This window comes from Variovorax sp. efr-133-TYG-130 (assembly GCF_030208835.1).
GTDB lineage: Bacteria > Pseudomonadota > Gammaproteobacteria > Burkholderiales > Burkholderiaceae_C > Variovorax.
This window is the reverse complement of record NZ_JARVTD010000011.1, coordinates 107,153-120,640: the sequence shown is the minus strand read 5'-3', so window position 1 is coordinate 120,640 and position 13,488 is coordinate 107,153. Positions and strand designations below refer to the sequence as shown.

General features: G+C 64.7%; 13 protein-coding genes and 1 tRNA gene. All 14 read left to right on the top strand.

Annotated features, from left to right (window positions below; genetic code table 11):
• The first annotated feature begins 73 nt into the window (after positions 1-73).
• The 14 genes from pnp (at position 74) to nuoI (ending at position 13,455) form a co-directional block, all read left to right on the top strand.
• The gene (gene pnp / locus QRN67_RS15040) at positions 74-2,416 is read left to right on the top strand and encodes a polyribonucleotide nucleotidyltransferase (protein ID WP_285412395.1); all 2,343 of its coding nucleotides are present in this window, start codon (positions 74-76) and stop codon (positions 2,414-2,416) included.
• Positions 2,417-2,505: 89 nt separating this feature from the next.
• Positions 2,506-3,504 (top strand): NAD(P)H-quinone oxidoreductase, encoded by a 999-nt coding sequence (locus QRN67_RS15035; RefSeq protein ID WP_285412394.1) that lies wholly within the window; start codon positions 2,506-2,508, stop codon positions 3,502-3,504.
• A gap of 13 nt (positions 3,505-3,517) precedes the next feature.
• A complete protein-coding gene (tpiA, locus tag QRN67_RS15030; RefSeq protein WP_285412393.1) occupies positions 3,518-4,282 on the top strand; it encodes a triose-phosphate isomerase in 765 nt (254 codons plus the stop codon).
• Between the two features lie 39 nt (positions 4,283-4,321).
• Positions 4,322-4,732 (top strand): preprotein translocase subunit SecG, encoded by a 411-nt coding sequence (gene secG, locus QRN67_RS15025; RefSeq protein ID WP_081266576.1) that lies wholly within the window; start codon positions 4,322-4,324, stop codon positions 4,730-4,732.
• A 119-nt stretch (positions 4,733-4,851) separates the two neighbouring features.
• A tRNA-Leu gene (locus QRN67_RS15020) sits at positions 4,852-4,936 on the top strand.
• 67 nt (positions 4,937-5,003) lie between these two features.
• Positions 5,004-5,363 (top strand): NADH-quinone oxidoreductase subunit A, encoded by a 360-nt coding sequence (locus tag QRN67_RS15015; protein WP_012748607.1) that lies wholly within the window; start codon positions 5,004-5,006, stop codon positions 5,361-5,363.
• 15 nt (positions 5,364-5,378) lie between these two features.
• Entirely contained in the window at positions 5,379-5,858 is a 480-nt protein-coding gene (locus tag QRN67_RS15010) for a NuoB/complex I 20 kDa subunit family protein (RefSeq protein ID WP_007837763.1), read from the top strand.
• Positions 5,859-5,871: 13 nt separating this feature from the next.
• Positions 5,872-6,483: an NADH-quinone oxidoreductase subunit C gene (locus tag QRN67_RS15005; RefSeq protein ID WP_081266577.1), complete on the top strand. Its 612-nt coding sequence runs from the start codon at positions 5,872-5,874 to the stop codon at positions 6,481-6,483.
• Between the two features lie 5 nt (positions 6,484-6,488).
• Positions 6,489-7,742 (top strand): NADH-quinone oxidoreductase subunit D, encoded by a 1,254-nt coding sequence (locus QRN67_RS15000; RefSeq protein ID WP_106934984.1) that lies wholly within the window; start codon positions 6,489-6,491, stop codon positions 7,740-7,742.
• Between the two features lie 10 nt (positions 7,743-7,752).
• Positions 7,753-8,307, top strand: coding sequence for an NADH-quinone oxidoreductase subunit NuoE family protein (locus QRN67_RS14995; RefSeq protein ID WP_253819772.1), 555 nt, complete (start codon positions 7,753-7,755; stop codon positions 8,305-8,307).
• Entirely contained in the window at positions 8,307-9,647 is a 1,341-nt protein-coding gene (gene nuoF, locus QRN67_RS14990; protein ID WP_106934983.1) for an NADH-quinone oxidoreductase subunit NuoF, read from the top strand. Before QRN67_RS14995 ends, nuoF begins: the two co-directional genes overlap by 1 nt.
• Positions 9,648-9,667: 20 nt before the next feature.
• The gene (gene nuoG / locus QRN67_RS14985; RefSeq protein WP_106934982.1) at positions 9,668-11,839 is read left to right on the top strand and encodes an NADH-quinone oxidoreductase subunit NuoG; all 2,172 of its coding nucleotides are present in this window, start codon (positions 9,668-9,670) and stop codon (positions 11,837-11,839) included.
• Positions 11,836-12,915 (top strand): NADH-quinone oxidoreductase subunit NuoH, encoded by a 1,080-nt coding sequence (gene nuoH / locus QRN67_RS14980; RefSeq protein WP_409195238.1) that lies wholly within the window; start codon positions 11,836-11,838, stop codon positions 12,913-12,915. The genes nuoG and nuoH overlap by 4 nt, the downstream gene beginning before the upstream one ends.
• Before the next feature lie 18 nt (positions 12,916-12,933).
• Positions 12,934-13,455 (top strand): NADH-quinone oxidoreductase subunit NuoI, encoded by a 522-nt coding sequence (gene nuoI / locus QRN67_RS14975; RefSeq protein WP_042579825.1) that lies wholly within the window; start codon positions 12,934-12,936, stop codon positions 13,453-13,455.
• The last annotated feature ends 33 nt before the right edge of the window (positions 13,456-13,488 follow it).

Sequence of the window (13,488 nt, the reverse complement as noted above, 5' to 3'; positions counted from 1 at the left end):
AATGGCATCGTGTTCTGAGAAGCCTCCGCCCCTTGCGGATCCTGTGTGATCCGCTACTAAAACAGGAGCAAACATGAGCCTCTTCAACAAAGTCACCAAGTCGTTCCAATGGGGCGACAAGACCGTCGTCATGGAAACGGGTGAAATCGCCCGCCAGGCCAGCGGCGCCGTGCTCGTCGACATCGACGGCACTGTCATCCTCGCGACCGTGGTCGCCTCCAAGTCGGCCAAGCCCGGCCAGGACTTCTTCCCGCTGACCGTCGACTACATCGAGAAGACCTACGCCGCCGGCAAGATCCCCGGCAGCTTCTTCAAGCGCGAAGCCAAGCCCAGCGAACACGAAACGCTGACCAGCCGCCTGATCGACCGCCCGATCCGTCCGCTGTTCCCCGAAGGCTTCCTGAACGAAGTGCATGTGGTCATCCACACGATCTCGCTCAACCCCGAAGTCGATGCCGACATCGCCGCCATGATCGGCGTGAGCGCCGCGCTGTCGATCTCCGGCGTGCCGTTCAACGGCCCGATCGGTGCGGCCCGCGTTGGCTACATCAACGGCCAGTACGTGCTGAATCCGGGCCAGACCGCCCGCAAGGATTCGCAGATGGACCTCGTCGTCGCCGGCACGCAAGCCGCCGTGCTGATGGTCGAGTCCGAAGCCCTGCAACTCAGCGAAGAAATCATGCTGGGCGGCGTGGTGTTCGGCCACGAGCAGGCCAACGTCGCGATCAACGCGATCCATGAACTCGTGCGCGACGCCGGCAAGCCGGTGTGGGACTGGAAGGCGCCCGCCGAAGACGAAGCCTTCGTCGCCAAGGTCAAGGGCCTGGCCGAAGAAAAGCTGCGCGCCGTCTACCAGATCCGCAGCAAGCAGGCGCGTACGCAAGCCCTGCGCGAAGCCAACGCCAGCGTGCTCGAGGCACTGAAGGCCGAAGGCACCGAATTCGACTCCGGCAAGGTCAGCGACCTGCTGTTCGCCATCGAGTCGAAGATCGTGCGCAGCCAGATCCTGTCGGGCGAGCCCCGCATCGACGGCCGCGACACGCGCACCGTGCGCCCCATCGAGATCCGCAACTCGGTGCTGCCCCGCACCCACGGTTCGGCCCTGTTCACGCGCGGCGAAACCCAGGCGCTGGTCATCACCACGCTCGGCACCGAACGCGACGCACAGCGCATCGACGCGCTGGCCGGCGAATACGAAGACCGCTTCCTGTTCCACTACAACATGCCTCCCTTCGCCACCGGTGAAGTGGGCCGCATGGGCTCGACCAAGCGCCGCGAAATCGGCCACGGCCGCCTGGCCAAGCGCGCGCTCGTCGCCGTGTTGCCGAACAAGGAAGAGTTCCCCTACACGGTGCGTGTGGTGTCGGAAATCACCGAGTCGAACGGCTCGTCGTCGATGGCGTCGGTGTGCGGCGGCTGCCTCTCGATGATGGACGCCGGCGTGCCCATGAAGGCGCACGTGGCCGGCATCGCCATGGGCCTGATCAAGGAAGACAACCGCTTCGCGGTGCTGACCGACATCCTGGGCGACGAAGATCACCTGGGCGACATGGACTTCAAGGTTGCGGGTACCACCAACGGCATCACCGCGCTGCAGATGGACATCAAGATCCAGGGCATCACCAAGGAAATCATGCAGGTCGCACTGGCGCAGGCCAAGGAAGCGCGCATGCACATCCTGGGCAAGATGCAGGAAGCCATGGGCGAGGCCAAGGCCGAAGTCTCCAGCTTCGCACCGCGCCTGACCACGCTGAAGATCAACCCCGAGAAGATCCGCGACGTGATCGGCAAGGGCGGCTCGGTCATCCGTGGCCTGCAGGAAGAAACCGGCACGACGATCAACATCGACGAAGACGGCACCATCACCATCGCCTCGACCGATCCGGAAAAGGCAGAACTGGCCAAGAAGCGCATCGAGCAGATCACGGCGGAAGTCGAAATCGGCAAGGTCTACGAAGGCCCGGTCACCAAGATCCTGGACTTCGGCGCGCTCATCAACCTGCTGCCCGGCAAGGACGGCCTGCTGCATATCAGCCAGATCGCGCACGAACGCGTCGAGAAGGTGACCGACTACCTGAGCGAAGGCCAGATCGTGAAGGTCAAGGTGCTCGAGACCGACGAAAAGGGCCGCGTCAAGCTGTCCATGAAGGCCCTGACCGAGCGTCCGGCCGGCATGGAATTCAGCGAGCGCCCGCCGCGTGAAGACCGTGGCGATCGCGGTGACCGTGGTGACCGTGGTGGTGAGCGCCGCGAGCGTTCGGACCGTGGTGATCGCGGCGACCGTGGCGACCGCGGTGGTGATCGTGGCGAGCGCGCACCGCGCTTCAACGACCAGCAGCAGCAACCGCGCAACGAGCAGCCGCAGGCTCCGGCCGGCGAGCAGCAACAGCAAGCCCCGCGCGAGCCTCAGGAGTAAGAAGGGCGCAACGGCGGTCCAGTGCCGCCGTTGCCATCTTTTGAACAGCAAGCTTCGCCCCATCTGCGGGCGCAGGAGGCCGAAAGACCATGAAAGCCATTGAAATCACTTCGTTCGGTGCCCCCGAGGTGCTGCGCGTGGCGGAGCGCCCCGATCCGGTAGCCGGCGCTGGCGAACTGCTGATCCGCGTTGCGGCGAGTGGTGTCAATCGCCCCGACGTGCTGCAGCGGATGGGCAACTATCCGGTGCCGCCGGGCGCATCCGACCTGCCGGGCCTCGAAGTGGCCGGCGAGATCGTGTCGGGCGACGCCGCGGCGGTGGCTGAAGCCGGCTTCAAGGTCGGCGACCGTGTCTGCGCGCTGATTGCGGGCGGCGGTTACGCGCAGCTGTGCGTGGCCCCTGTCGCGCAATGCCTGCCGGTGCCCAAGGGCTGGAGCGATGTCGAGGCGGCTTCGCTGCCGGAGACCTTCTTCACCGTCTGGAGCAACGTGTTCGAGCGTGGCCGCCTGCAGAAGGGCGAGACGCTGCTGATCCAGGGCGGCTCGAGCGGCATCGGCGTGACGGCGATCCAGATCGCCAAGGCCCTCGGTGCGACCGTGATCGTCACGGCCGGCAGCGACGACAAGTGCGAAGCCTGCAGGAAGCTGGGCGCGGACCATGCCATCAACTACCGCACGAGCGATTTCGTCGAAGAGGCGAAGAAGCTCACGGGCGGGAAGGGCGTGGACGTGGTGCTCGACATGGTCGCCGGCGACTACGTGGCGCGCGAGATCGAGTGCCTGGCCGAAGACGGCCGGCTCGTGATCATCGCGGTGCAGGGCGGCGTGAAGAGCCAGATCAACGCGGGCCTCGTGCTGCGCAGGCGCCTCACGATCACCGGCTCGACCCTGCGTCCGCGGCCGGTGGCATTCAAGGGTGCCATTGCCAAGGCGCTGCGCGAAAAGGTCTGGCCGCTGCTCGAGAGCGGCGCGATCAAGCCCGTGATCCACAGCACTTTTGCGGCAGCGGGTGAACCGAGCGGCGCCGCCCAGGCTCACACGCTGATGGAATCGAACCAGCACATCGGCAAGATCGTGCTGACATGGTGACGAGAAGAACGCGATGACGACCAAGAAGAAACTGATCGCCGGCAACTGGAAGATGAATGGCAGCCTGGCTGCCAACGAGGTGCTGGTGAAGGCGCTGCAGCAAGGCCTGGCTGCGAGCCCGGCCGCGTGCGACGTGGCGCTGTGCGCGCCCGCGCCGTACTTCGCGCAGCTGCAGTCGCTGCTGGCGGGCTCGCCCGCTCTGGCGCTGGGCGCGCAGGACATCTCGGCGCATCCCCAAGGTGCATTCACGGGCGAGCAATCGGCGGCGATGCTGAAGGATTTCGGCGTGCGCTACGCAATCGTCGGCCACTCGGAGCGTCGCCAGTATCACGGCGAGACCGACGAGGCCGTGGCTGCGAAAACCGCCGCCGCACTGGCCAACGGCATCACGCCGATCGTCTGTGTCGGTGAGACGCTGGCCCAGCGCGAAGCAGGGCAGACCGAGGAAGTCGTCAAGCGTCAGCTGGCGGCGGTCATTCATGTGAACGGCCATTGCATCAGCGAGATCGTGGTGGCCTATGAACCCGTCTGGGCCATCGGCACGGGCAAGACGGCCACGCCTGAACAGGCGCAGGCGGTGCATGCCGTGCTGCGCGCGCAGCTGCATCACGCGGCGAGCGAGCACGCTGCGGCCATCAAGATCCTCTACGGCGGCAGCATGAACGCGGCGAATGCCGCCGAGCTGCTGGCGCAGGCCGACATCGACGGCGGCCTCATCGGCGGCGCGTCGCTGAAGGCGCCCGACTTTTTGCAGATCATCTCTGCCGCTGCTCGCTGAACGCGGTCAACGGCGGCAATCAATTAGGAGTAAGAACGAATGAATGTGGTCCTCAACCTTCTGGTCGGCGTGCAGATGCTGGCAGCCCTCGTCATGATCGGCCTGATCCTGATCCAGCACGGCAAGGGCGCCGACATGGGTGCCGCTTTCGGCAGCGGCAGCGCGGGCAGCCTGTTCGGTGCCAGCGGCAGTGCGAACTTCCTGTCTCGCACCACGGCGGTGCTTGCTGCCGTGTTCTTCGCATGCACGCTGCTGCTGGCCTATTTCAGCCATTCGCGTCCTGCCGGCGGTGGCAGCCTGCTCGAGCGCGCCGCTGTCGGAGCGCCTGCCGCACCCGCTGCGCCTGCTGCTCCCGCGGCCGGCGAAATCCCTGGTGCAACGGCTCCTGCAGCCCCTGCGTCGGCTCCTGCCGCGCCCGCTCCGGCGCCGGGCCAGATTCCCAGCAAGTAATCAACTCGTTTTCATGAGCTGTCAGTGAAAAACGGCTCGTTTTCAGGGTAAACTCTAAATCTGTTCGGAAAGCCAACTACCTGTTTCAGGTACCTCATGCCATCCGAACAGTAAAAACCGCGGTCGTGGTGAAATTGGTAGACACGCTATCTTGAGGGGGTAGTGGCGAAAGCTGTGCGAGTTCGAGTCTCGCCGACCGCACCAAATCTCATCGGCAGAAAGCCTCATCCAGAGGCTCTTCTTGTCGGTGGCAAGCGGTGAAAAACTCTCGATGAATCTCGACTCCTACCTCCCCGTCCTTTTGTTCATTCTGGTCGGAGTCGGCGTAGGCGTCGCCCCTCAGGTCATCGGATACATTCTCGGCCCCAATCGGCCCGACGCCGCAAAGAACGCTCCCTACGAGTGTGGCTTTGAAGCCTTCGAGGATGCGCGCATGAAGTTCGACGTGCGCTATTACCTCGTCGCGATTCTCTTCATCCTGTTCGATCTCGAAATTGCCTTTCTCTTTCCGTGGGCCATTGCGCTCAAGGAGATCGGTGCTGTCGGCTTCTGGGCCATGATGATCTTTCTCGCCATCCTCGTCGTGGGCTTCGCCTACGAGTGGAAAAAAGGCGCGCTCGACTGGGAATGACAAGGAAGCTACACAATGGCCATTGAAGGCGTTCTCAAAGAAGGTTTCGTCACCACGACCTATGACTCGGTCGTGAACTGGGCGAAGACCGGATCTCTCTGGCCGATGACGTTCGGCCTCGCATGCTGTGCCGTGGAAATGATGCACGCGGGTGCCGCCCGCTACGACATCGACCGTTTCGGCATGCTGTTCCGTCCCAGCCCGCGCCAGTCCGACCTGATGATCGTGGCCGGCACGCTGTGCAACAAGATGGCTCCGGCATTGCGCAAGGTCTATGACCAGATGCCCGAGCCGCGCTGGGTGTTGTCGATGGGCTCGTGCGCCAATGGCGGCGGCTACTACCACTACAGCTATTCCGTGGTGCGTGGCTGCGATCGCATCGTGCCGGTCGACGTCTACGTGCCGGGTTGCCCGCCCACCGCCGAAGCGCTGCTCTACGGCGTGATCCAGCTGCAGCAGAAGATTCGCCGCACCAACACCATTGCCCGCGCCTGAGAGATTGCCGACGATGACTGACTTTGCAATTTCGCCGGAGGTGCTGCGCGCCACCATCGCCGAGACGCTCGGCGACAAGGCCAAGGCCGTGACGATCGCACTCGGCGAAGTGACCGTCGTGGTCGACTCCACCGACTACATCGATGCCGCGCTGCTGCTGCGCGACGCGCCCGGCTGCCGCTTCGAGCAGCTGATCGACCTCTGCGGCATGGACTATTCCGACTACCGCGAAGGCGAGTGGCAGGGCGAACGCTATGGCGTCGTCACGCACCTGCTTTCCGTGAGCCTCAACCAGCGCGTGCGCCTCAAGGTGTTCGCGCCTAACGAAGACCTGCCCGTGGTCGATTCGCTGCAGCCCGTCTGGAATGCCGCGACCTGGTTCGAGCGCGAGGCGTTCGACCTCTACGGCATCGTGTTCGAAGGGCACGACGACCTGCGCCGCATCCTGACCGACTACGGCTTCATCGGCCACCCGTTCCGCAAGGACTTCCCGGTGTCGGGTCACGTCGAAATGCGTTACGACGAAGAACAGAAGCGCGTCGTCTACCAGCCGGTATCGATCGAGCCGCGAGAAATCACCCCGCGCGTGATCCGCGAAGACAACTACGGCGGCGGTTTGCACTGACTGATATGGCCGAAATCAAGAACTACACACTCAACTTCGGTCCCCAGCATCCGGCGGCACACGGCGTGCTGCGCCTGGTGCTCGAGCTGGACGGCGAAGTCATCCAGCGCGCCGACCCCCACATCGGCCTGCTGCATCGCGCGACCGAAAAGCTCGCCGAATCGCGCACCTTCATCCAGTCGCTGCCGTACATGGACCGTCTCGACTACGTGTCGATGATGAGCAACGAGCACGCCTACTGCCTGGCCATCGAGCGGATGATGGGCCTCGAGGTGCCGGAGCGCGCGCAGTACATCCGCGTGATGTTCGCCGAGATCACCCGCCTGCTGAACCACCTGCTGTGGCTCGGCGCGCACGGCCTGGACTGCGGTGCGATGAACATGCTCATCTACTGCTTCCGCGAGCGTGAAGACCTGTTCGACATGTACGAAGCCGTGTCCGGCGCGCGCATGCACGCGGCGTACTTCCGTCCGGGCGGCGTCTATCGCGACCTGCCGGATGCGATGCCGCAGTACAAGGTCAGCAAGATCAAGAACGCGAAGGCCATCGAGAAGCTCAACGAGAACCGCCAGGGCTCGCTGCTCGACTTCGTGGACGACTTCTGCAAGCGCTTCCCGAAGATGGTCGACGAGTACGAGACGCTGCTCACCGACAACCGCATCTGGAAGCAGCGCACTGTGGGCATCGGCGTCGTCACGCCGGAGCGCGCGCTGAACCTGGGCTTCACCGGCCCCATGCTGCGCGGCTCGGGCATCGAGTGGGACCTGCGCAAGAAGCAGCCCTACGACGTCTACGACCGCATGCAGTTCGACGTGCCCGTCGGCAAGACCGGCGACTGCTACGACCGCTACCTGGTTCGCGTGGAAGAAATGCGCCAGGCCAACCGGATCATCCAGCAGTGCTCGGCCTGGCTGCGCGCCAACCCCGGTCCTGTCATCACCGACAACCACAAGGTCGCCGCGCCCGCGCGCGAATCGATGAAGGCGAACATGGAGGAGCTGATCCACCATTTCAAGCTCTTCACCGAAGGCTTCCACGTGCCCGAAGGCGAGGCGTATGCCGCCGTCGAGCACCCGAAGGGCGAGTTCGGCATCTATCTCGTGAGCGACGGCGCCAACAAGCCGTACCGCCTGAAGATCCGCGCCCCTGGTTTCCCGCACCTCGCCGCCCTCGACGAAATGTCGCGCGGTCACATGATCGCCGACGCTGTCGCGGTGATCGGCACGATGGACATCGTGTTCGGCGAGATCGACAGGTGAGAAAGAGCGAATGACTTCCTCGACCCACCATGACACGGCGCCTCTGGCGCCTTCTTCCCCTCTGCGGCCGGCGATTCTCGAGCGCTTTGCGCGCGAGGTGGCCAAGTACCCCGAAGCAGGCAAGCAATCCGCGGTGATGGCCTGCCTGGCCATCGTCCAGCAGGACGAGGGCTTCGTCAGCCTGCAGCGCGAGCGCGAGATTGCCGAGTACCTCGGCATGGCGCCCATCGCCGTGCACGAAGTGACGACCTTCTACAACATGTACAACCAGCACCCGGTTGGCAAGTTCAAGCTCAACGTGTGCACCAACCTGCCTTGCCAGCTGCGTGACGGCGTCACCGCCCTCGTGCACCTCGAGAAGAAGCTCGGCATCAAGATGGGCGAGACCACGGCCGACGGCCTGTTCACGCTGCAGCAGAGCGAATGCCTCGGCGCGTGCGCCGACTCGCCCGTGATGCTGGTCAACGACCGCACCATGTGCAGCTTCATGAGCAACGAAAAGCTCGACCAGCTCATCGACGGCCTGCGCAATGCCGCACCGGCCGCCAAAGGGGAGGCTTCGTGATGTCGCCCGAACAAGTTCTACAGCAGTTCCAGGCAACGGGCGTCCAGACCTGTTTCCATGACCGCCACATCGAGCCGCAGATCTATGCGGGCCTCGACGGCACCAACTGGCGCCTGGCCGACTACGAGGCGCGCGGCGGCTACCAGGCCCTGCGCAAGATCCTCACCGAGGGCCTCACGCCCGACCAGGTGATCGCCGAAGTCAAGGCGTCGGGCCTGCGCGGCCGCGGCGGCGCGGGTTTCCCGACCGGCCTGAAGTGGAGCTTCATGCCCCGCCAGTTCCCGGGCCAGAAGTACCTCGTCTGCAATTCCGACGAAGGCGAGCCGGGCACGTGCAAGGACCGCGACATCCTGCAGTTCAACCCGCACATCGTGATCGAAGGCATGGCCATCGCCGCGTATGCGATGGGCATCAGCGTGGGCTACAACTACATCCACGGCGAGATCTTCCAGACCTACGACCGCTTCGAGGAAGCCCTCGAGGAAGCGCGCGCCGCCGGCTACCTCGGCGACAAGATCATGGGCAGCACGTACAACTTCCAGTTGCACGCCGCCCACGGCTTCGGCGCCTACATCTGCGGCGAAGAAACCGCGCTGCTCGAATCGCTCGAAGGCAAGAAGGGCCAGCCGCGCTTCAAGCCGCCGTTCCCGGCCAGCTTCGGCCTGTACGGCAAGCCGACCACCATCAACAACACCGAGACCTTCGCGGCGGTGCCCTGGATCATCCGCAACGGCGGTCCGGCCTACCTCGAGTGCGGCAAGCCGAACAACGGCGGCACCAAGATCTACTCGGTGAGCGGCGACGTCGAGTTGCCCGGCAACTACGAAGTGCCCATGGGCACGCCGTTCTCCAAGCTGCTCGAACTGGCCGGCGGCGTGCGCAAGGGCCGCACGCTGAAGGCCGTCATCCCCGGCGGATCGTCGGCGCCGGTGCTGCCGGCCGACATCATGATGGCCTGCACCATGGACTACGACTCCATCGCCAAGGCCGGCTCCATGCTGGGTTCGGGCGCGGTGATCGTCATGGACGACAGCCGCTCGATGGTCGAGTCGCTCAAGCGCCTCTCGTACTTCTACATGCACGAGTCCTGCGGCCAGTGCACGCCGTGCCGTGAAGGCACGGGCTGGCTCTACCGCGTGGTGGACCGCATCCACAACGGCCAGGGCAAGCCCAGCGACATGCAACTGCTGGACTCCGTCGCCGGCGACATCATGGGCCGCACCATCTGCGCGCTCGGCGATGCCGCGGCCATGCCTGTGCGCGCAATGATCAAGCATTTCCGTCACGAGTTCGAAGCCCTGATCCCGGGCCACGTTCCGACGGCGCCCGTCAAGGCCTGAGCGCGAGAAGAAACATACTCATGATCGAAATCGAACTCGACGGCAAGAAGGTCGAAGTGACCGAAGGCAGCATGGTGATGCATGCGGCCGACAAGGCGGGCACGTACATCCCGCACTTCTGCTATCACAAGAAACTCAGCATCGCGGCCAATTGCCGCATGTGCCTCGTCGACGTGGAAAAAGCGCCCAAGCCGATGCCGGCCTGCGCCACGCCCGTCACGCAAGGCATGATCGTTCGCACCAAGAGCGAGAAGGCCATCAAGGCGCAGCAGTCGGTCATGGAGTTCCTCCTGATCAACCACCCGCTGGATTGCCCCATCTGCGACCAGGGCGGCGAATGCCAGCTGCAGGACCTGGCCGTGGGCTACGGCGGTTCTTCCTCGCGCTACGAGGAAGAAAAGCGCGTCGTGTTCCACAAGGACGTCGGCCCGCTGATCAGCATGGAAGAAATGAGCCGCTGCATCCATTGCACGCGCTGCGTCCGCTTCGGCCAGGAAGTGGCCGGCGTGATGGAGCTCGGCATGTCGCACCGCGGCGAGCACTCCGAAATCGAGACCTTCGTCGGCGACTCGGTCGACTCCGAGCTGTCGGGCAACATGATCGACATCTGCCCGGTCGGCGCGCTCACGAGCAAGCCGTTCCGCTACAGCGCCCGCACCTGGGAACTGTCGCGCCGCAAGTCGGTGAGTCCGCACGATTCCACCGGCGCCAACCTGATCGTCCAGGTCAAGAACAACCGCGTGATGCGCGTGGTGCCGCTCGAGAACGAAGACGTCAACGAATGCTGGATCGCCGACCGCGACCGTTTCTCGTACGAAGCGCTCAACGGCACCGAGCGCCTGACGCAGCCCATGCTGAAGCAGGGCGGCCAATGGCAGCAGGTCGACTGGCAGACGGCGCTCGAGTACGTCGCCAACGGCCTCAAGCAGATCAAGGCCGACCACGGTGCGCAGAGCATCGGCACGCTGGTCAGCCCGCACAGCACGCTCGAAGAGCTGCAGCTCGCCACCATGCTCACGCGTGAGCTCGGCAGCGACAACATCGACTACCGCCTGCGCAACGCCGAATTCACGGCGTTCGAAGGCGTGCGCTGGCTCGGCACCTCGATCGCCTCGCTCACGCAAGTGCAGCGCGCGCTGGTCGTCGGCTCGAACCTGCGCAAGGAACATCCGCTGTTCGCACAGCGCATCCGCCAGGCCGTGCGCAAGGGCGCCGCGCTGTCGGTGATCACCTCGGCCAGCCTCATGGCCGACCGCAACGCCTGGGCCATCGACGTGGCGCAGTCGAGCATCGTCGAAGCCGACCAGTGGGTCGAGGCGCTGGCCGCTGTGGCCGCCGCCATCGGCGAGACCAATGGCGCAGCCGCGCCGCTGGCCCCGAAGAACGCACCGGACGACGCCGCCAAGGCCATCGCGGCCTCGCTGCTCAGCGGTGAACGCAAGGCCGTGCTGCTCGGCAACGCCGCCGCCCACCACGCCCAGGCCAGCAGCCTGCTGGCGCTGGCGAACTGGATCGGCGCGCAAACCGGCGCCACCGTCGGCTACCTGACCGAAGCCGCCAACACCGTGGGCGCGCAGCTCGTCGGCGCGTTCCCGAAGAACGGCGGCCTCGATGCCGGCCGCATGCTCGCCGCCGGCTCCGGCCTGAAGGCCGTGCTGCTGCTGAACACCGAGCCGGTGTTCGACTCGGCTGCAGGCAAGGCCGCGGCCGATGTCATCGGCAATGCGCAGATGGTCGTCACGCTGAGCCCCTTCAAGGCCAACCTCGAGTTCAGCGACGTGCTGCTCCCGATCGCTCCGTTCACCGAAACCCCTGGCACCTTCGTCAATGCCGAAGGCCGCATGCAAGGTTTCCATGCCGTCGTGAAGCCGCAAGGCGAAACGCGCCCGGCGTGGAAGGTGCTGCGCGTGCTGGCCAACCTGCTGGGCCTGCAGGGCTTCGCGTTCGAATCGACCGCCGAAGTGCTGGCCACGGTGGGTGACAAGGGCGCCGTTCCCGCGAACGCACTGAGCAACGCGACCTCCGCCAATGCAGTCGCTTCCAGCGGCGTGGTTGCCGCGCCCGTGGTGGCGAGCATCTACCAGCTCGACTCGATCGTGCGCCGCGCGCCGTCGCTGCAACTGACCGCCGACGCACGCAACGCATCTGCTGGTTCGAACGTGGCCGCTCGTGCCGAGGAGGCACTGGCATGATCGTCGACACCATTCACGGCTTCGGCCAGGGGCTGGTTGCCGCAGGCTGGTGGACCGGCGTGGTCTGGCCCGTGGTCTGGACGCTGATCAAGATCATCGTGGTCGTGATCCCGCTGATGCTGGCCGTGGCGTACCTCACGCTGTGGGAACGCAAGGCCATCGGCTTCACGCAGATCCGTATCGGCCCGAACCGCATCGGACCGCTGGGCTTGCTCCAGCCGATCGCCGACGCGCTCAAGCTGATGACCAAGGAAATCATTCTTCCGACGGTCGCCAACAAGGGCCTGTTCCTGCTGGGCCCGATCATGACCATCATGCCGGCGCTCGCCGCATGGGCCGTGATTCCCTTCGGCCCCGACGTGGCGCTGGCCAACATCAATGCCGGCCTGCTGTTCGTGATGGCCATCACCTCGCTCGAGGTGTACGGCGTGATCATCGCCGGCTGGGCCTCGAACTCGAAGTACGCCTTCCTGGGCGCGCTGCGCGCCTCGGCACAGATGGTGAGCTACGAAATCGCGATGGGCTTCTGCTTCGTCGTGGTGCTGATGGTCACCGGCAGCCTGAACATGAGCGAGATCGTGAACGTCCAGGGCAAGGGCATGTTCGCCAACATGGGCGTCGGCTTCCTGTCGTGGAACTGGCTGCCGCTGCTGCCGATCTTCGTCGTGTACTTCATCTCGGGCCTGGCCGAAACCAACCGCCACCCGTTCGACGTGGTGGAAGGCGAGTCGGAAATCGTTGCCGGCCACATGATCGAGTACTCGGGCATGAGCTTCGCGATGTTCTTCCTAGCCGAGTACGCCAACATGTGGCTCGTCTCGATCCTGACCGTGGTGCTGTTCCTCGGCGGATGGCTGCCCCCGTTCGAGTTCCTGAGCTTCATTCCGGGCTGGATCTGGCTGGGCGCGAAGACTTTCTGCGTCGTCACCATGTTCCTGTGGGTCCGCTCGACGTTCCCGCGCTTCCGCTATGACCAGATCATGCGTCTGGGCTGGAAGATCTTCATTCCCGTCACCCTCGTGTGGCTGGTCGTGGTCGGTGGCTGGATGCAGACGCCGTTCAACATCTGGAAATAACAGGAAGCGCCAACAATCATGTCTGCTGCGCACACCGCAACACCGTCCGCGCCGTTCTCGCTCAAGGACTTCCTGGGCAGCTTCATGCTGTTCGAGCTGTTCAAGGGCCTGGCCATCACCGGCAAGTACGCCTTCGCCCGCAAGATCACCGTGCAGTTCCCCGAAGAGAAGACGCCGCTGTCGCCGCGCTTCCGCGGCCTGCACGCACTGCGCCGCTACGAAAACGGCGAAGAGCGCTGCATTGCCTGCAAGCTCTGCGAAGCCGTCTGCCCGGCGCTGGCCATCACCATCGAATCCGATGTGCGCGACGACGGCTCGCGCCGCACCACGCGCTACGACATCGACCTGACCAAGTGCATCTTCTGCGGCTTCTGCGAAGAAAGCTGCCCGGTCGACTCGATCGTCGAGACGCACATCTTCGAATACCACGGTGAAAAGCGCGGCGACCTGTACTTCACCAAGGACATGCTGCTGGCCGTTGGCGATCGCTACGAAAAAGAAATTGCAGCGAACAAGGCGGCCGACGCCAAGTACCGCTGATCCGACCAGCCCGAACCCCGTACCAATTCGAAT